Consider the following 19,405-nt stretch of genomic DNA (forward strand, 5'->3'; position numbering starts at 1 on the left):
TTACACAATCATTCGAACGGCTACAACACCTGTAATTTTGCTTATATTTTCCACTATATTCTCTTTTATTATATCATCAATTCCGTTATCAATATCAATCATTGTGTATGCCCAAGAATGTTTACTACGATTAATCATATCGGCAATATTAATATGATGTTCTGCTAAACACCCTGTAATTTGCCCTACCATGTTCGGAACGTTTTGATGCATGATTGTAATACGTTTCTTTCCGATATACGGAAGCTCGACGTTTGGATAGTTTACTGAATTACGAATATTTCCTGTCTCTAAATATTCACGTAATTGGCGCGCTGCCATGATCGCACAATTTTCTTCTGATTCAGATGTAGATGCACCAAGGTGAGGCGTCGCTGTTACATTTTTCATCTTTATCACATTTTCATTCGGGAAGTCCGTTACGTAATGCGTAATAATATCTTCTTCTAACGCTTTTTGAAGAACATTTTCATCTACAAGTTCTCCCCTAGAGAAATTGAATAGACGCATACCCTTTTTCATCTTCTCTACAGCGTGTTCACCAATAATCCCCTTCGTTTGATTCGTAAGAGGAATATGCAGTGTAATATAATCACATGTTGCAAAAATTTCATCTAAACTAAATGCTCTTTGCACATGTGTAGAAAGGCGCCATGCAGTTTCAACTGAAATGTAAGGATCATATCCGACAACGTCCATTCCTAAAGCTAACGCATCGTTCGCGACTAAAGCACCGATTGCGCCAAGGCCGATAACCCCTAAACGCTTCCCTGCAATTTCTGACCCAACAAATTGTTTCTTTCCTGATTCAACAAGCTGCGGTACTTCATCACCTTCTAAATTTTTCGTCCAGCTTACTCCGTTAATAATGTTACGTGAAGACATAATAAGGCTGGCGATAATAAGTTCCTTTACTGCATTGGCATTCGCTCCTGGTGTATTAAATACTACAATCCCTTTTTCTGTACATCGCTCCACAGGAATATTATTTACACCGGCACCAGCTCTTGCAATCGCCTTTAAGTCTTTTGAAAAATCTTCTTGATGTAAAGAATAGCTGCGCAGTAAAATACCGTCTGGGTGGTCCATTCTATCCCCTACTTCATAGCGATCTCCGCTGAGTACTTGCAAACCTTTTTCTGCAATTTGATTTAACGTTTGAACACGAAACATATCCCCATCTCCCTATCTATTCTCAAGCTCGAATTCCTTCATATAATTTACTAATTGCTGTACGCCGTGTACTGGCATCGCATTATAAATACTAGCGCGCATACCACCGACTGAGCGATGTCCTTTTAATGTAACAAGACCGCGTTCTTTCGCTTTTTGTAAAAACTCACTGTTCAGCTCTTCTGATGATGTTGTAAACGGAATGTTCATAAGTGATCGATACGCAAGATCAACTGGTGAAGTAAACAATTTTGATTCATCTAAGAAATTGTAAAGAAGTGAAGATTTCATTCTATTCTGTTCTTCAATCGCAGATACCCCGCCTTGCTCTTTCAACCACTCTAGTACAAGTTTCGTTACGTAAATACTAAAGGACGGCGGTGTATTATATAAGGAGTTATTTTTGCTGTAAGTTTCATAGTTTAACATCGTAGGACAAGAGCGATCTGCTCCCCCAATTAAATCTCTTTTTATAATAGCAATCGTTAAGCCCGCTGGCCCTAAATTCTTTTGCGCTCCCGCATATATAAGGCCAAACTTCGAAACATCGTATTGTTCTGATAAAATATTTGAGGACATATCCGCAACGAGCGGTACTGTATCTAAATGTGGAATGTCCACATATTTCGTCCCCTCAATTGTATTATTCGTTGTAATATGTACATAATCTAGTTTCTCATCGCTGAGTAAACCATCCAATTTAGGAATTGTAGTAAACTTCGCTTGTTCAGAAGAAGCAAGCACTTGTACTTCTCCTACTTTTTCAGCTTCTTGCAGCGCCTTTTTAGACCATGAGCCAGTCAATACGTACCCTGCTTTTTTATACGTATTCATTAAATTTAACGGTATCATAGAGAATTGTAATGACGCACCGCCTTGTAAAAACAGTACTTCATACTCATCAGGAATGTTCATTAATTCACGAATTAGGTTACTCGCTTCATCTATAATACTTTGAAAATAAGAAGATCGATGACTCATTTCCATAATAGACATGCCTGTCCCGTTATAATTTACAAGCTCCTTTTGCACTTTCTCTAAAACTGGCAAAGGGAGTATTGATGGTCCAGCTGAAAAATTATACACTCTCTCCATCACCCTGAAAACCTCCCTATTTCTCATTTTTATTAATTTTTAAACTTTCTGAATTATAACCTAAAATATAATACGTGGTCAATTTGTTTTCTATTATTACGGCGTAAGACGCAATGGAATCGCTTGCATGTGTAAACTATTTTTTATAAACATATAAAAAAGTGTTAAGTACATAATCGTACTTAACACTCTAGTAATAAAGTATAATTGCTAATTGTCCGTGAAGAACCGATCAAAAATTTGATAAATAGCAGAAAGACCAATGAGCCAATAAATAGTGTCCACAAGCGCCGGCATAGAACCAAACCATTTCTCAACTACATTGTAATCTAACGCTACAAACAACCAATTCAAACCGCCAAGAATCACCAAAATTACTGTAAGGTAAGACAAAAATTTCATTATGATTGCCCCCTAGGTGATAAGATGGTGAAAGGCCTTTCACTAGAAATATATGTGGTAAAATTCAAAACTTACCTATTTAATAAAAATTATTTTCGGTACCAGCCGTTAATAACTGCCTCCGCCTCTTTACTTTGTATTTGATACGCATGCGTACTATTATGAGAGCCAATAAACCAAATTGAAAAACCTTTAAAATATGGTTTCGGTTCTAATACATCACGGTAAGCGCGCCATCCGTTTAATTGTACGTCTTTTGAAAACACATTTGTTACATCTGGATTCCACGGATTTTGCAATCCAAGTTCACGCGCCGGAACATTAAATCCACCAAAATAAACGGGCTTTCCTGTTGCTTTATGTAATTGTTCCAATTGCTGCACAACATTTTGTCCACGATTATACACTGTCGTCGCAAATAAACTTTGCTTCACTTCTTCGTATGATGGATTTCTTTTTCCCGAAACTTCAAACCAACTATCGATACTAACAATATCCACCTTTTTTAAATACGGACGATTAATTTTCTCTACAAACTTCGCTTCATAAGAAGGATCCCAACTTGCTGTTAACCACCAATTCATTTGATATAAAACATTTCCTTTATACTGCTGACGAACAAAATCAATCGTATCGCTCCAGTATCCTTCTGCATATTCCATATTCACAAAATTAGAGGCAATCTTAAGTCCATACACATTATATTTACTTGTAATCGAATTAAAGATATCTTGTAAAATAACCGTTTTCCAATTCCAGAAGAAATCATTAATATTACTCGGATTCCATTCCGTTTCCCCAACATTTCCTTGCTGAATATACGGGAACGGTTCCACTATAACTTGAATATTACGCTTTAATAATTCTTGAATAAAAATAATAGCCTTTTTCTTTTGCGCTTGGTTAATTACCATGTTCGTAGAAGTTACATTCGGAATATCTACCTGGATCGGTACATTTACTGTATTTAAATTTAAGCGTTCCACATCAGCTAACACTTTCGATACATTTCCAACTTCCCATACCGTTACGTTTCCTGACTTTATCTTTCCTGATTGAACAGTATTCACATCTGCCTGTACATTTCCTTGGAAACAAAAAGAAAACAACATAATAAACACCCCTAAAAAACTTACTAAACTCTTATTTTTCTTCACAACTTTCCTCCTATAATTTTTGGCATTCTTGCTTATTCTATACAATGTTTCACATATATTCCACAAGAATATTTAATGAAATTTCATCAATAAAAATACGATTCATCCTTTATTCACACTAACCTCCTAAAAATAGTAAGATAAATAAAAAAAGAGCGTATTTCTGCTCCTTTTCTATCTTTTCACAATTGAAGTTATTAAATTTTTTCTGATAACCTAATCAAATCTATTTTTTCGTGTATTTTAATTTTTATCTACATTCTTTTTTGTATTAATCTTACATTTAATTATTTTTTATCTTTATAGTTAATAATTCCTTTCTTCTTTCAAAAATCACACCATCATACAAATATATTCTTAACTGTGTACAAAGTAATAATTACTTCATCAATATTATACCTATAATTAATTCTTTTAGTTAAAAAATAAAGAAGGGATAGAGATACATATATTATCCAAGTGTTCATTAAATCGGGATTTAACGAACACTTGGAAGATGTAAGTTAAACTTCCCTCCTCTCTTAGATGTTGTACAAAGACATGAAAATGGATACTTTTTAGACAAGAAAGTGGGGACTTCTAATTCTATCCTTGTTTTAGGACAAGAAAGTGGATACTTTTTTATAAAGGAATTACTTTAGTTATATATATCTACGTACATCTTTACCATGATTTTTAATAGCAAATCTGTTAATTAAAAGGTATAGTTGCGTTTAACGATTCTTTCTAACATAAAAATACATCACTATTAAATAGTGATGTATTTTTATGTTAGATAATAGAATAGGAATACGGGCGAATTAATAAGGAAAAGGTTTATGCATAATATTTCTATAATAGGGTATCAAATAAAGATGCATGCTTTATTCCATAATAGAGCATTTAAATCCTAACTTCTCAATTTTATCTACACTTTCTTATCTGTCAACGAAACATTAGATACAATTATCAATCTATTTCCCTTTTAGGCTCTACCAACATGATGTGGGATTCCTTTTCAGTGAAAGGTTTATGCTCAACGCCTCTCGGGACAATAAACATCTCGCCCTTAGAAATTTTCACCTGTCCATCACGAAAATCGATGAACATCTCCCCTTCAAGCACAATAAATAGCTTATCCGTATTAGGATGCTCATGCCATATAAAATCTCCATTAGCCTTAAAAAGCTGAATTTGATCATCATTCATTTCACCAATCACTCGTGGATACCAATAATCGTTAATTTTAGATAACTCGTCATTTAGTTTAATAGGTTGGTAATGGATAATAATCCCTCCTCATTTTTAACTTCCACTATATTACAGTAATCTAAGTAAAAAAGTCATCATTACACTTAAAAAGAAAATGCTCAGGCCAGAACTTTTCATTCAAATAGTACAAAGGAGTGATTTCAATGAAAGTTCTTTCAATCCAATGTTTCCTTTAACTCTCCATAAGTATAGAACAGTGATTTTCAAATAAGAATGGACCCCTGTTGACATTAGTATGGATTATTGATGAACTTCTCGCGATATTTAGTAGGCGAAATGCCAACTCGCTTCTTGAAAACTCTACTAAAATAAAAAGGGTCTGCGATTCCAACAGCCTGCGCAATTTGTTGTACAGGCACAACACTTGTACATAACATTTTTTGAGCCATCTTTATACGATAGTTCAATAAATATTCTGCTGGCCCCATACCTGCATGCTTTCTAAACACGTAAGAAAGACGATTTCGATTAACATTATTTTGTTCTGTAAGCGTATGTATTGTAATATCTTTATAATAGTATTTATGAACGTAACTAGATATTCGTTCGAATAAAGTATGCGACTCATAGTTGTTTTCTCGATTGACAACACTTAATAAAGCTTCATTCAACGCTTCGCGAAACAACATTTCGGTCTGAAACATCGAAATGCCTCCACGCTGATTATACACATCCCAAAGACGCATAAGTAATTCGACAAGACGAGGAGATTGTCCTGTTAATAATTCAAAATGCTGATGAATAAAGCCAGAGTCTTCTCGTTCTGAATTGCTTATCCGATATAAAACAAGAATATATTCCCAGTTTATTTCACCAAGCATTTTATGGGCTAATGTCATTTTTGCACCCCCATGTATAACTTTTCCTGGAGAAAGGGTATACGGCGTACCATTAAATTGAAATTGCGTCTTCCCTGTAAGTGGAAATACAAATCCTGGGAAAGAATCTGTAGACTCAGCACAAGGCACACCTGGATTTTTAGCATAACGATATACTCCTTCTACTCGGAAAGGAGTATTGGCAAGATACTCTGCTAACTCATTCACGTCTAACTTCACAATGCACGCCTCATTTCAATGATAGTTTTCTTGTAATTCGCGAGATTAATTGGTGTACATTCTGGGCAACGCTAAAATAAAAATAGTACATACGACTTAACAAGATCTGGTTACTAACCCTATAAATATATTGTTTTTTATTTAGTCTACTGTTAAGCAGCTTTATTGAAAGTCAGAATTTTAACCTTACTACATAATATTAGTATGTATAAATGTTATTTGTAAATTACGTTAATTAAATTATACGATTTTAGTTTGTGTTCATAGTGTAATTTTTAGTTTGTATGAAGTTTTAAATCGAGACTGTTTACAATGTAGTTTGCGATAAATAAGAAATTAATCTTTTGTTTAAAAATGATTAATTTCTTTTTATGATTTAAATGTATTTTAATTTTATTATAAAAGAGCCTAAATCATAGCCGGTTTTTATTATAGCTATAACTGAAATTAGGGCCAATGTATATTTAATAAATGGATTTTTTAGGAACCCCTTTATATTTTTCATATTTTAAACCTCCATTCTCGATTGAAAATATTCTTGTTCGAGGATAAAAGCCCGCCTAAAATTAGGAGGACCTTTATCTTTCATATAAGTGAATCCGATTTTATGATTTTAAAAATGAGTGTCATCTGTTATACCCCTATAACGCTAACTGTTCAGAACATGCTCTGACATTATTAGTATTATTATACTCATGTATATAATGGATATCAATATTATAGTAATAGGTAGATTCCCTCTGCTGTTAAGTAATAATACAATTGTTTAATTACAAATAAAATTGTTACATTTACAATAAAGGTATTTAAAAATTCCAGTGATTTTATTCGGTTAAAGGTACATTTTCTTGAATAATAGAAAGGAATATTCATAAGTAAATCGAAGTTAATTCAGAAGCTGTTATCTAGTATAGCATCGGCACGTACTACTCAACATTAAGGAGGAAATCGATTATGAGTGACACACAGATATTACGAGGATTAACCACAGTCAGTTTTTGGACGGATGATCTAGCAGCGGCAAAGAAGTGGTACGCCGAGCTGTTGGGCATCGAACCTTACTTCGAACGTCCAGGATATACCGAGTTTCGTCTTGGCGATTACCAGCACGAGCTGGGGCTGATTGATAGCCGCTATGCGCCCAATGGTTCAGCGACCGGACCGGCCGGTGCTGTAGTGTACTGGCACGTCGATAATGTAGCAGCAACTTTCAAATATCTGATATCTATGGGAGCGAAAGAATACGAGGCACCCACAGAGCGCGGTGAGGGGTTTATTACTGCTTCCGTGGTCGATCCCTTTGGGAACATCTTAGGGATTATGTACAATCAGCATTATTTAGAGGTTCTGGGTTCGACTAGAAAAACGTAATTTTACAGTTCACCAAGGCTTGGTAAGCTGCATAATGTTCTCTGCTTTCCAGATCTCCATTCCAAAAATTATTCATAAATGTGTCTGATACAGTGTCAATGCAGCAGGAATAGTTTCCTCATAATTTACAATCGCATCTCGCATATTCAACCAGGTTTCTTTATCACCTAAGGATATCAGTCCTTCCCACGCAGCATTTAAATCCTTTTTATTAAAAAATGACTCTTCCAATTTTGGAGGGATTTCTCCATACATAGCTCCTTCTTGAATATCAGAGTCAACTAAATTTCCGTCATACGATTCATCCGCTTCTCGGAATTTAACAGCTGCACGTTCTAATTCTACTGCGATTTTATCTAATTCTTGCAAAATGTTAAACCTCATTGGTTTTGCTTCATTAAACATCTGATAGAAACGATCACTGCTTGCTCCGCTCCACAAAACCTTCAACTGGAGTACTGATTAAATCAGAAGGATTGAATCAATGCTTTAATTCAGTATCCGTTGTATTTCTTCTAAAAGTCCTTACTCCTCTTTTTACACAAAAACAGACTGTGGAGAAAATATCCTCCACAGCCTGAAAATAATCTAAATATATAGATTATTTCGTTTATCACCTTAACTTACTGTAACCTATATTGTCCTGTTAATTGTTCTTCTGCCATTCGAACTAAGCGTTTTGTAATTTCTCCACCGACAGAACCATTTGCACGTGCTGATGTATCCAGTCCTAATGTGACTCCTAATTCACGAGCAATCTCGTACTTCATCTGCTCAATAGCACTTGCAGCAGAAATAAGAATCTCATTTGTATTACTTTCATGTCTTTGAGCACTCATAATTGTGCCTCGTTATATTTCACTAATTAAATTTACAACACATCCGTATGCTATTGAGTAAGATTTACTATTCGAGACGTAATTATTGCAGTAATTAAGATAATAATAGCGGTTATCAAGCCAGATTCTCCAATCCAAATCTCAGTTTGATATCCTGTACTTGCACGTGCGAAAGGTCCTTGTATAATGGCATTCCAAGTAGTATGGATAATAACCGAAGGCCAAACGCTACCTGTGATAAGTCGTAAATAAGCTGTAATATAACTGAATGGCACAATACAAAAATAGATGCCAAGCACTGAGAATAGGACAGATGATCCCTCTACATATAGACCAGCAATAACTATCGGAACATGCCACGTTGCCCAAATCAATCCACTAATAAGGATGGGCCGTGAAAACTCTGCATCGACTAGCCTTGTGAGCATATAACCTCGCCAACCCATTTCTTCTCCCAAAACTGGGATTAAGTTAAGTAAACTTCCGAAAATGCCGCTCAATACTACTAGATAAATGAAACTGAATGGTTCCGGTAGATACTGAAGTCCAAGTATATTGTAGATTGGTTCTAACATACCACCTTCGGGATGCTGAAACCTCGCAATGCCGCTCAACCAGGCGATACAATAAGTAATTCCACAAATAACCATAGGTATTAGCAGAGCAAAACCTATGCCCTTCCATATCTTTAAGTTACTGAGACTAAAAGATACATCTTTAAACCCTTCTTTCAGTATTATGCGAGTCAAAATAGAAGAAAACGCTGGTGTAAACATATATACCACAATAAGCGGCATACTTTTCGTAATTATTACTACTACATTTAGGATGATAGAAGTAATGATTAAAATACTCAGAAAGAGTTGAAGCCCTATTTTAGCACGTTGGATTTTATCTTTATTATGGAATGATTTTGCGGGTAATATCATTGTAATCCGCCCTTTCCCTTTACTTCACTTGTTTATCGAATTTACTTCTTGTCAGTTACACAGACACAACTTAGAATAACAATATTTTGGCATACAGATTCATTCATCTTTCCCCCCCTCCCAAATTCATAATCTAGTTTTACTTGCGACTCATCAATGTAATTATTATTTATAAGTTGTCATAACCGATAGTACAAAAGTGTAATGATTAGCATATGACCTGTGTCAATTAACTTTATGACAATATGTAACTAGAAAATATGATATGGGATAAATAACAATTGAATTAAGGCAATTGATTCGTGCAAGTACAATGAATCAATCTTGCTAAAAAAAATAATTCAATTGAGGTGGGCAAAAATGAATAAGAAAAGAATAATTGCAATGGTTAGTACAGCTTTATTAGTCACAGGATGTGGAGAAGTAGGAAAGGCTCAAACGGTAGCAGTCGAAAATTCAGGCCAATCAATCAAAAAAAATATAATTAAATCAATACAATCACAGGCTAACCCATTAAAAACGATAGACCCATCAAAACCATTTGAGGATTTAAAACCACTTAAGAAAATGATTGGGAGCGCACAATATGTAGCATTAGGAGAGAATACTCATGGAAGCTCTGAAATTTTCACTATGAAGTTTCGACTTGTGAAATATTTGGTTACTGAGATGGGTTTTACAAATTTCACAATGGAAGAAGATTGGGGAAACGGCTTAAAGCTAAATGAATATATCCAAACAGGAAAAGGAAACCCTAGGGAATTTTTAAACTTGTTATATCCTACTGATGAAATTATAGCCATGATTGAGTGGATGAAAGATTATAATGCTGATCCATCCAATAAAAAAAAGATCCAATTTATTGGGCTCGACTTAAAGGAATTGGACCAAGGTTGTTTTAATAAAGTAATTGATTATGTAAGGCTGCATCGACCAGATTTACTGGCAGAAGTAGAAGAAAATTATAAAGAATTGTCGGCTTTTAATGGTAGTACACAGGAATATATGAACCTTGCTCCTGAAATAAAAGAAAAGTTCAAAGCAAACGCTGAGAGAGTAGCTCGATTACTAAAAGATGAGAATAATCAAGCCAACACAGAAATAGTTTCACCCGAGTACATCTGGGCGAAAGCAACGGCAAATGCAATAGAGAAATTTACCACAATGCTAATTCCTAACGACTATCCAAGTATGTTAAAGCTACATGAGCAATACTTGGCCGATCATGCAATGTGGGCACAAGAGACATTTGGTGGTAAAACGATGGTATGGGGACACAATATTCATATAGCTAAAGGAATTATCGATGAGAAATTATATCCTTATGTTGCGGGGCAGTTTTTGAAGGAACGTTTAGACACTAATTATGTCACCATTGGTAGTACAACTACGGAGGGGAGTTTTACCTTATATAGCGAATATGACCCTTCCACTGGAGGTAAGATTACAACACGCGAGATTCCACAAAATGTAAACAGCTTTAATTATACCCTTGGAAAAGTACCATATAACATGTTTTTATTGGATAACCGTCACCTTAAAGGACAAGCAGAGAAATGGGTTAAAGCAAAAAGACCATTACTAAGTATAGGGGGACAAATCTTCCCGAACGAATCGGCATACTTTGATAAATCATTGCTTGAGCAATTTGATATTATTTTTCACATTCGAAAAACAAGTCCATCTCATATTAAATAAAAGTACAAAACAATCCCGTTTTTGCAGATGCAAGAACGGGATTGTTTTGTGGAGATTAATACAAGTATTTTTTAATCAGAATTAGGTTTCTTTCCCCTTTTAACATCATTTAGAAATGTCATATGACACTTTTACACTAGTGAGAATGACAATAAAAGCATTACAATTCGGTTATTACATAGATAGGAGCGAGAACTTTATGAAATCAAGATTCATCCAGAATGGTTATTTTTTATTGCTAACTTTCGTTACAGGATTGTTTTATTTTTGTTTTTATCTAATAGCTCTGCTATTCAGTTTTACCCTTTCATTTACGGTAATTGGGATTCCACTAGTTATACGCGTACTACAGACTACTACACCTTTTATCCAATTCGAGCGTATACAGACGAAAATTTATACTGATATTTCGACCGACTCTTACGATAAAAGTATAAAAATGGATACATCAAACTGGACTCAGGTGAAATTAGTGCTTACAGATCGTCGCACTTGGTCTGCTGTCTTTTGGTTAATGCAGAAATTAGTGATTGGCATTTTCAGTCTCATTAGTGCAATCATTTTTTATGTAATGCCACTTATGTTGCTGTTGGCACCACTACTGTATCGCCACATCGAAATGAATATTATATTCATACAAATAGATACTTTTGCCAAGTCACTCTTTGTAATGTTTATAGGTATAGTATTTATCGCCATTAGTATTAGAATAGTAGATGGTTTGACAAAGAAAATTGGAGGCTATACACGTAGCATGATCCAGCAACTAAATCAATAGAAGTCTACAGTCTGTGAGTAGTATCACAGTTTTAAATTTAAAAGTATAATAGGCATGAAGGATTAATTTATAATATAGGAAGTAAAAAGGTAGGCTATTTAGGGGGTAAATGACTTGTTAGATATGGTTAAGTATTGGTTTTGGTACGATTGGATTATGTTAGGAGTCCGTATACTTGTTAGTGTCTCTATCGCCATAACCACATTAGATTTTCAGGATAGTTTAACATTGCCACTTTGGATTATTATTCTTTGGGAAATTATTGCCTTCTCGATTCCATGGGTAGCCTTACTGTTCAATTACAAATATTACTTGTTTACAGAAATACTGCTATATGGTGGACTGTGTATATATTTAACTTCTTTATTTCCGGAAGCTAACGTTACATTTCTTATATCGGCTTTTCTGATTGCTGCGAATAGTCAGCATTTGTCCTATTATTGGACAGCTCCAACAACAGTTTTTATAACAACTGGAATTTTCTATGCGGTTGCGCCAAGTAATAGCTATTGGATTATGGTTATCTACTATGGACTTGCTTATGTAATGGGCTTCGCTTTCCATTTATTAATCGTCAATCATAAGCAAAATGAAGCAATTCGTAAACAAAACACAGTACTTGAGCAATATATGTCTCAGATTGAACGCATTACACTGGCAGAAGAACGGAACAGGCTGTCGAGCGAGCTTCATGATACAGTTGGACACGCTTATACTTCTATTATTATGGGGATGGAAACGTTGCGTACCGAACTTGCTACTGAAATGGGTATACAGAGGCTAGATTCTCTGCTTGAAATGGGACGTAAAAGCATCGAGGACGTGAGAGGTTACCTACATCAAATGGATTCTCCGTGTCAATCGTCTTCCTTGATTCAATCTCTACAAAATCTTGGAGCCGAATTTCAGGAGCACGCTCAGGTAAATGTAAGTTTTAGGACATTCGGAGAGGAATATGAATTGTCTCGGCAAGCGAAGATCGCCTTCATTCGTTGCTTACAAGAGTCCCTTACGAATGCAGTACGTCATGGTCAGGGGACTGAAATTATAGTTTCATTGCAGTTTGAACAACAATATACAAGGTTAGAAGTTCAAGATAATGGGAAAGAAAATGTAGAATGGCAGGAAGGCTTCGGTATGAATGCGATGAAAGAACGGGCAATGAACTTGCAAGGTCAATTGTCGGTATATACAAAGCCAGAGAAAGGAATGCTTATTACATGTACCATACCGCGACAAACTGAAATAAAAGATGGACTTATTCGTTTGTTAATTGTAGACGATCAGCCATTTGTTCGGGAAAGTTTGAAGACACTACTCGATAGATATGAAGATTTTAATGTAGTCGGCTTGGCTGAGGATGGCAATCAAGCCATCGATTTGTGTGGGCGCCTTCAACCCCATGTTATACTTATGGATTTAGATATGCAGCACATGGATGGAATCGAAGCAACCAAAAAGATTAAGCAACAATGGCCACATATCCGTGTATTGATTTTTACAACGTTTCAAGATACCGAACAGGCGTTGGAATCACTTCGCAACGGTGCGGATGGTTTTTTACTTAAATCTATTGAAACGTTGGAGCTAGCTAATACGATTCGACTTATTCACAAAGGTGGGACACTAATTGATCAGGGAATGTCTCACAAAATATTTGAGAAGTTTGATGAGCAAAAAGAGACACCACAATCAAAAGCAACCGCTTATGAGCTAACAGCTAGGGAGATAGAAATATTGCAATTAGTAGCAAAAGGACTTCGATACACTACCATAGCATCAAGGTTATATTTATCGAGTGGTACGGTCAGAAATTATGCTTCCACAGCTTATACAAAGCTAGGAGTCCGTAACAAAGAAGAAGCCGTTCAAAAGGCTCTAGAAATTGGAATTATTGAATAACAAAATGTTTTGCGATATATAAAAATGAGGAACAAAGAAACAGAACGCTTTGTGTGGTTTCTTTTGTAACAGAGTACATAAGGCCCATTATCGTATAAGTAAATGTTAAAACATTTACTGTTTTGTCATAATAAAATCATTGAATCTTATTCTCTAAAATACAATAGCCTACTATCAATTTAACTGATAGTAGGCTATTAAAATTATTTAAGAACTTGGTTATGTTCTAATTTAACAGTTTTCATCAGTGGAAATATTATCACTTCGGCTCTAAAGTTAACACTTTCCCCTCTATCCCCTCCGTATTCAATGTAGTCGTATGATACGTTCCGTTTACCCAATCATCGATTTGATCATGATACCAATCACTTCTAAAATGTCCCGATTGTCCTGGCCCTACGATATGATAACCGTTTGACATATCTTTCGTATCAATAACGAATCGCCAAGAAGCTCCGTGATTTACAATACCGTTCTCTCCGTAACTCGCTGCTTGAACGGTAACCTGGCTTCCGCCAATTGGAACTGGTTTCTCGCGATTAAATGCAAGTAACGCTAACATACTAGATGATTTTGAGATTGGATGTGTAAACGCAAGTTGATGGTAATCGCCCCACTTCCACTCCGTAACATTCGGTCCATATTCCTTCTGTAATTTCTTCATTACATTTTCGTACGATGTATGCACAACTTTCGTGAATCCTCCGTACTTCGTAAACCAAGCGCTCTTTTCTCCCGCTACTTCTTTTCGAATCAATTCATCAACAACTTGTGACTTCCCTTCAAATAACTCCATCACATCTTTCGGTATTTCTTTTGAAAATAACGTATTTGAAATCTCTTTCATTACTAAATGGAATAGTAATGGTGCCGCTTCATCTTTACTATCGTAAAAATTCCACTTTGTTAATTGTTTTACGCCTTCTTTCTCTACTTCATTTAACGATGCTTTATTTAACTCTTTTAACAATATAGGAGTAAATTCTTTCCCATATAAATTTTTTTGATCCATCTGTAAATCTTCTAAATCCTTCACGGTATACTTTTCCTTCTCTTGTAAAAACTCTTGAATACGCATTTGTCTATATGGCTGTGCCCACGTATTACTAATATGATACGGATAATTATCATCCACAATTTTATTATTCGCAGTTGAAATAAACCCTTGTTTTGGATTTATTACTTTTGGCAGTTGATCATATGGGATATACCCTTCCCACTCATATTCATCTGTCCACCCTGGCACTGGTAAACTACCATCTCCTTTTTTACGCACTGGTATATTTCCGTTCGCTTTATAAGCAATTGTGCCATCATTTGATGCAAATACAAAGTTTTGAGTTGGTGTATGAAAATCTTGAAGTGCCGTTTCAAACTCATTCCAATCTTTTGCTTTATTCATATTTAATACAGCCTTTAATTCAGCAGAAGGCTCCAAAGCAGTCCATTTCAAAGCGAATACTGTTTTCGTTTTCTCTTTCCCCTTATCCGCAAACTCTGAAATAACTGGACCATGCCTCGTAATCGTCACGTTATACGGAATTGTTTTCCCGCCTTTTACTTTAATAGCTTCATCAACAACTGTAGCTTTTTCCCACTTATCGTTATACAAAAATTCATTTTCATTATTAGGATTTCGCTTCTCAATATATAAATCTTGCACATCAGGACCTGTATTCGTAACGCCCCATGCTATTTTGTCATTGTGTCCTAATATAACACCCGGTACTCCAGCGAAAATAACGCCACTTACATGTAAATCTTTCATTTCAAGTTTTGATTGATACCAAATAGAAGGCGTCGCAAGAGATAAATGAGGATCGTCCGCTAAGATTGGCTTACCAGACGCACTCTTCTCACCGCTTATGACCCAGTTATTACTACCATTAAACTCTGGCGGAATGACCGTTTTTGCAAAGCTTTGCGCTACGTCCACATTTGTATTTTCCAGCTCAGCTAGCAATCTAGGCGCATCTTTCGGATATGTAGGAAATAGCTCATTTGCTTGCTCTTTCGGTAAATTTTTCAGCGCCCAATATCGAAATGCCTGTCCGTGCCAATGTCCCCCTAAATCAAACGCCATATACTTTCCAATCGTTAACGTATCAACAATGGACCATTCAGCAGGCTCATAACCTAATATAGTAAACTCAACCGGCAATTTCTTTTCCTCTTTTGCCTCGCGTATAAAAGCGTTCACTCCATCAGCAAATGACTGCAGGGCATATTTCGCTTCCCCCTCATATTGACTAACAGACGCTTCGGCTGCTCGCCGTAAACCGAGCGTTCGAAACAACTTATCTCGATCAACAGCTGCTTCCCCTACAACTTCACTCAACATCCCAGAAGCTTGCCTTCTACTTAAATCCATTTGAAACAAACGATCTTGTGCTTGTACATACCCTTGCGAAAAATATAAATCATGTGCATTTTCCGCTTTAATATGCGGTACTCCTTTGCTATCTCGCTTTACCTGAACAGCACGTTGCAGGTCCTCTATTTTTATCGTTCCATCTATCTTTGGCACAGATCTCAGCGTATATATGTTCAAAAAAATTACTGTACAAATAACTAACAAAAGAACGATACTACTAGACCAAATAAAAATTCTCTTACCTCTAGTTCGTTTCTTCTTTATGACGACTTCCATATAACCCCTCCTTTCTCAAACTATTCGCTTCTATTTTGAAAGAACCTTTTTGAATAGGAAAAATCCTTCTTTTCTCATGTTATGGATCATGTAAACAGACTTTTCCTTCCTTTCTTCCACTGAAATCCCCCCGTCCTTTCTTAAACCAATTCCTCAAAATCCCCTTCACATAAGCAAACGTTCGCTTATTCTGTTCAAACGCAATTTTAAGTGCCTCTAGTACTGTCTCTCCTGAAAATTTTTTTATCCACTCTTTCAATTCCTTCACGATATATGGAGATAATCTACTTATATGTTGTTCGTAAAACTTATACACTTCACTATGCGAAGTATCCTCTTCTATCTCTTCCTTCTCCTCAACAATTTCTTGTAAACTACTATTATCCTCTTCTTTCGGCATTCCAAAATGCTCCAATAACAATGGAATTTTCCATTCTTCTTCAAGACATGTACGTAAAAACATATGTATGAACTCTTTATTTTTTACAGTCTTTAACTCACGTAACACACATTTCTCTATATTCGTATTTAATATAGGGTTATAGTGTAGCCAATTTAGTATGTATAACTCTTTCGTTTCCGTATCGTATAAAATCTTTCCGTATGTAACAAACCTATTTAACAGCTTCTCAACAGTTTCCATACTGTAACCTGTTTCCAGTTCTGCCACACGCTTCGGTAATACGTAAATTCCACATTGCTTCGTTTTCGTACCAGTTAACAAATATATGTAAAAATAACGCTCCTCTGGCGTTAAATCTAATATGAATTCATCTTGCCAAAAGTTCACCTGCACATTACGGTACACCGCCATATATTTACCTCCTCCTTTTATTTTTAAAAAGGCAGAATTCAACTCTTCAATATACATATAGGAATGAGGGCTTTGTTTTTGCATTTGAATTCTAAATTTTTTTAACTACTACAACGCCGGTTTTATTTTTTCGCGCTTTTTTGTTCTTGTAGTTGTTTTTGTTTTGTTTTTTCTTAGTGATTTATTACTTGGTAGGTGCTTAGTAGGGCCTTATATAAAAAGGAGCTGTTCCAAATTCTCATTTTGGATAGCTCCTTTAAAGTCTTTATTATTTTTTCTTATACCAATACAAACTTCTATATACCATTCATTTATTTCTGCATAGAGTCTAACATCTTCACTAAAAAGGCAGCTGCCTCACCACGAGTCGTTGTACCTTTAGGATTAAACTCATTATTTCCAACACCATTAACTACCTGTAAGCTGTATAATCGTTGAACAGGCTGTTTATATGTGATCAAATGTTTATCCTTAAATGGTAATGCGACTAATTCACCTGTAACACCTTTATACTGTAATGCGTTGTCAATCATGATAGATGCTTCTTCACGAGTGATTGGCGCATTCGGGTCAAAAATCCCTCCGCCACGCCCGCTAATAATTCCTGCACTTGCACTACGTTTAATACCGTCATGAAGTGATGGATGCGCTTTGTTAATATCCACAAATGACTTATTTCCTTCTGGTAGTTTAAGAGCATTTGAGATTAATGTCGCAAACTCAGCTCTCGTTACATTACGATAAGGCGCAAATACACCATTTCCTTCTCCGTGCATAATACCTAGACTGTAAAGTTTACGAATATGTCCCTCAAACCATCCACCTGTAATATCATCTTTCGGCTTTTGTACTTCTTCTTTTGGTACATTGTAGTTAATTTTAATCCAACTTGGATTGTAGAAAATCCACTCTCCATTTCCTACTTTGTACCAACCGTTTTTAACTGCTAACACTTTGTAACGGTCTCCGTTCGAAGCTTTACGAACAGTTTGATGTTCAATTCCTGCACCGCTACGTACGTTTATACCGTCACCATTAACGACTAGCTCCATGCTAGGTTCCGCTGGATTAAATTCATTTGAATCAAATAACTCGTTTCTTTCTTGTAAAGGCGAGTCAATTTGTACATTAACATTTGCATACCATTGAATACCTTGTACGAAGCCAGTCCAATTCCCACGAGAAATTAAAATATCAGGACAGTTTTTTCCGCTCCATTGTTGATGCCTATAAATGTGATCCGCGCTAATTCCTTCTTTATTCATTAAGTAACCTGCAAGCCGCTTTGCATTCTCTAACGCTTTATTGTAATCTCCGTCTTGGTTAACTGAAATTTCAATACCGATAGATTCTCTATTTCCTGAACCATCACCATCTCCTGCATGCCAACCGTTTTCATTTGTTGGTAAGTGCTGATAGATTTGTTTATCGTCTACAGTAAAATGCCATGAAGCAGTTCGGAACGTACCTTCCGTTGCTTGTTTATACAAATATTTCGCATGATTTTCAGCATTCGCACCACGAGCTGTATTTGCAGTCTCGTGAATTGTAATGTAACGTGCTTTCATCGGATTGGCCGGGCGAATATCAGGATTTCCTGCTGGAACAATCCACTCTACAAAAGGGACACCTGCCAGTGTTCCATATTTCTTTGTAGTCATCGATGCACTATACTGAATAGCTCTTGGCTTTTCAACCGGCTTCATTTCGCGAGGAGAACCATCATTTCGACCGTCTACATGTTCAAATGCCTTTTCAATATTTGAAATAGCTTCTTCTTCCGCTACTTGACCTTTTTTCGCTTCTTTCATTTTATGTAACTCTTCAGTTTCATCATGTTTATGCTTATATTCTTCTAGGAGAATTTTCTCGTTTTCTGATACTTCCGCTTCATTAATTTGCATGTAATCTGGAGTTTCTAGATTGAAATCAGAATAACTTAATCCGTTCGTTCCACGTTCTCCTTGTGCGATACGAAGTTGATCAGCTTGAGGGTGTTTACTCTCTTCTGCTGATATCGCTAAAGGTGCGCTCCCTAACATTACTAAACTTGTTGATAGTGTGATTACTCGTTTTTTAATATTCATTGCTGTATGAAATACCTACACAGTTCGCGTAAGTATCCTAACCTCCCTTTATTTTCTCATTAGTGAAAGACTATAAATCTACTATGTTTATTTCACCCTTTTATAAATACTTTCCCCAGCAGGTGAATGATAGTTTCTATAAAATTCCTTAACAGACATTATTTTAAAACCAATTGCAATTGCCGTCAAAAGCACTTATCC

The 19,405-nt window shown here is 35.8% G+C and carries 15 protein-coding genes and 1 pseudogene; 4 read left to right on the plus strand and 12 right to left on the minus strand.

Annotated features, from left to right (window positions below; genetic code table 11):
- From FS742_RS08530 to FS742_RS08560, 6 genes are all read right to left on the minus strand, one after another.
- A complete protein-coding gene (locus FS742_RS08530) occupies positions 1–1,173 on the minus strand; it encodes a 3-phosphoglycerate dehydrogenase family protein (protein WP_144611961.1) in 1,173 nt (390 codons plus the stop codon).
- A gap of 12 nt (positions 1,174–1,185) precedes the next feature.
- Positions 1,186–2,268: a 3-phosphoserine/phosphohydroxythreonine transaminase gene (gene serC / locus FS742_RS08535; protein ID WP_144611962.1), complete on the minus strand. Its 1,083-nt coding sequence runs from the start codon at positions 2,266–2,268 to the stop codon at positions 1,186–1,188.
- A 210-nt stretch (positions 2,269–2,478) separates the two neighbouring features.
- Positions 2,479–2,670 (minus strand): DUF378 domain-containing protein, encoded by a 192-nt coding sequence (locus tag FS742_RS08540; protein WP_000670803.1) that lies wholly within the window; start codon positions 2,668–2,670, stop codon positions 2,479–2,481.
- Between the two features lie 89 nt (positions 2,671–2,759).
- The gene (locus FS742_RS08545) at positions 2,760–3,827 is read right to left on the minus strand and encodes a glycoside hydrolase family 113 (RefSeq protein WP_144611963.1); all 1,068 of its coding nucleotides are present in this window, start codon (positions 3,825–3,827) and stop codon (positions 2,760–2,762) included.
- Positions 3,828–4,775: 948 nt separating this feature from the next.
- Entirely contained in the window at positions 4,776–5,015 is a 240-nt protein-coding gene (locus FS742_RS08550) for a cupin domain-containing protein (RefSeq protein ID WP_000997181.1), read from the minus strand.
- Positions 5,016–5,308: 293 nt separating this feature from the next.
- A complete protein-coding gene (locus FS742_RS08560) occupies positions 5,309–6,136 on the minus strand; it encodes a helix-turn-helix transcriptional regulator (protein ID WP_144611964.1) in 828 nt (275 codons plus the stop codon).
- 954 nt (positions 6,137–7,090) lie between these two features.
- On the opposite strand from FS742_RS08560, the gene FS742_RS08565 reads away from it, so the two are divergent.
- Positions 7,091–7,507 carry a VOC family protein gene (locus tag FS742_RS08565; RefSeq protein WP_087959005.1) on the plus strand — a complete coding sequence of 139 codons (417 nt, stop codon included), beginning with the start codon at positions 7,091–7,093 and terminating at the stop codon, positions 7,505–7,507.
- 22 nt (positions 7,508–7,529) lie between these two features.
- On the opposite strand, the pseudogene FS742_RS08570 reads toward FS742_RS08565, so the two are convergent.
- From FS742_RS08570 to FS742_RS08580, 3 genes and pseudogenes are all read right to left on the minus strand, one after another.
- Positions 7,530–7,912, minus strand: a pseudogene (locus FS742_RS08570) (WXG100 family type VII secretion target); the annotation flags it as partial.
- A 218-nt stretch (positions 7,913–8,130) separates the two neighbouring features.
- Entirely contained in the window at positions 8,131–8,346 is a 216-nt protein-coding gene (locus FS742_RS08575; protein WP_144611965.1) for an alpha/beta-type small acid-soluble spore protein, read from the minus strand.
- 50 nt (positions 8,347–8,396) lie between these two features.
- Entirely contained in the window at positions 8,397–9,275 is an 879-nt protein-coding gene (locus tag FS742_RS08580; protein WP_144611966.1) for a CPBP family intramembrane glutamic endopeptidase, read from the minus strand.
- Between the two features lie 360 nt (positions 9,276–9,635).
- Between FS742_RS08580 and FS742_RS08585 the strand changes: the two genes are divergently transcribed.
- From FS742_RS08585 to FS742_RS08595, 3 genes are all read left to right on the plus strand, one after another.
- Positions 9,636–10,973 carry an erythromycin esterase family protein gene (locus tag FS742_RS08585; protein ID WP_144611967.1) on the plus strand — a complete coding sequence of 446 codons (1,338 nt, stop codon included), beginning with the start codon at positions 9,636–9,638 and terminating at the stop codon, positions 10,971–10,973.
- Between the two features lie 199 nt (positions 10,974–11,172).
- Positions 11,173–11,751, plus strand: coding sequence for a sensor domain-containing protein (locus FS742_RS08590; RefSeq protein WP_144611968.1), 579 nt, complete (start codon positions 11,173–11,175; stop codon positions 11,749–11,751).
- Positions 11,752–11,865: 114 nt separating this feature from the next.
- Complete coding sequence (locus tag FS742_RS08595) at positions 11,866–13,653, plus strand: helix-turn-helix transcriptional regulator (protein WP_144611969.1); 1,788 nt, start codon at positions 11,866–11,868, stop codon at positions 13,651–13,653.
- A gap of 259 nt (positions 13,654–13,912) precedes the next feature.
- Here FS742_RS08595 and FS742_RS08600 read toward each other — a convergent pair whose 3' ends face one another.
- The 3 genes from FS742_RS08600 to FS742_RS08610 form a co-directional block, all read right to left on the minus strand.
- Entirely contained in the window at positions 13,913–16,303 is a 2,391-nt protein-coding gene (locus FS742_RS08600; RefSeq protein ID WP_144611970.1) for a penicillin acylase family protein, read from the minus strand.
- Between the two features lie 79 nt (positions 16,304–16,382).
- Positions 16,383–17,117, minus strand: a complete 735-nt coding sequence (locus tag FS742_RS08605; protein WP_144611971.1) for a DnaD domain-containing protein — start codon at positions 17,115–17,117, stop codon at positions 16,383–16,385.
- A 311-nt stretch (positions 17,118–17,428) separates the two neighbouring features.
- A complete protein-coding gene (locus FS742_RS08610; RefSeq protein ID WP_144611972.1) occupies positions 17,429–19,204 on the minus strand; it encodes an S-layer homology domain-containing protein in 1,776 nt (591 codons plus the stop codon).
- Positions 19,205–19,405 lie beyond the last annotated feature (201 nt).

This window comes from Bacillus cereus (assembly GCF_007678085.1).
Lineage (GTDB): Bacteria > Bacillota > Bacilli > Bacillales > Bacillaceae_G > Bacillus_A > Bacillus_A cereus_BE.

What these genes read in the sequence shown, in the direction of transcription:
- FS742_RS08530 (WP_144611961.1), bottom strand. Translation starts at nt 1,173, where the DNA reads ATGTTTCGTGTTCAAACGTTAAATCAAATTGCAGAAAAAGGTTTGCAA.
- serC (WP_144611962.1), bottom strand. Translation starts at nt 2,268, where the DNA reads ATGGAGAGAGTGTATAATTTTTCAGCTGGACCATCAATACTCCCTTTG.
- FS742_RS08540 (WP_000670803.1), bottom strand. Translation starts at nt 2,670, where the DNA reads ATGAAATTTTTGTCTTACCTTACAGTAATTTTGGTGATTCTTGGCGGT.
- FS742_RS08550 (WP_000997181.1), bottom strand. Translation starts at nt 5,015, where the DNA reads ATGAATGATGATCAAATTCAGCTTTTTAAGGCTAATGGAGATTTTATA.
- FS742_RS08565 (WP_087959005.1), top strand. Translation starts at nt 7,091, where the DNA reads ATGAGTGACACACAGATATTACGAGGATTAACCACAGTCAGTTTTTGG.
- FS742_RS08575 (WP_144611965.1), bottom strand. Translation starts at nt 8,346, where the DNA reads ATGAGTGCTCAAAGACATGAAAGTAATACAAATGAGATTCTTATTTCT.
- FS742_RS08580 (WP_144611966.1), bottom strand. Translation starts at nt 9,275, where the DNA reads ATGATATTACCCGCAAAATCATTCCATAATAAAGATAAAATCCAACGT.
- FS742_RS08585 (WP_144611967.1), top strand. Translation starts at nt 9,636, where the DNA reads ATGAATAAGAAAAGAATAATTGCAATGGTTAGTACAGCTTTATTAGTC.
- FS742_RS08590 (WP_144611968.1), top strand. Translation starts at nt 11,173, where the DNA reads ATGAAATCAAGATTCATCCAGAATGGTTATTTTTTATTGCTAACTTTC.
- FS742_RS08600 (WP_144611970.1), bottom strand. Translation starts at nt 16,303, where the DNA reads ATGGAAGTCGTCATAAAGAAGAAACGAACTAGAGGTAAGAGAATTTTT.
- FS742_RS08605 (WP_144611971.1), bottom strand. Translation starts at nt 17,117, where the DNA reads ATGGCGGTGTACCGTAATGTGCAGGTGAACTTTTGGCAAGATGAATTC.
- FS742_RS08610 (WP_144611972.1), bottom strand. Translation starts at nt 19,204, where the DNA reads ATGAATATTAAAAAACGAGTAATCACACTATCAACAAGTTTAGTAATG.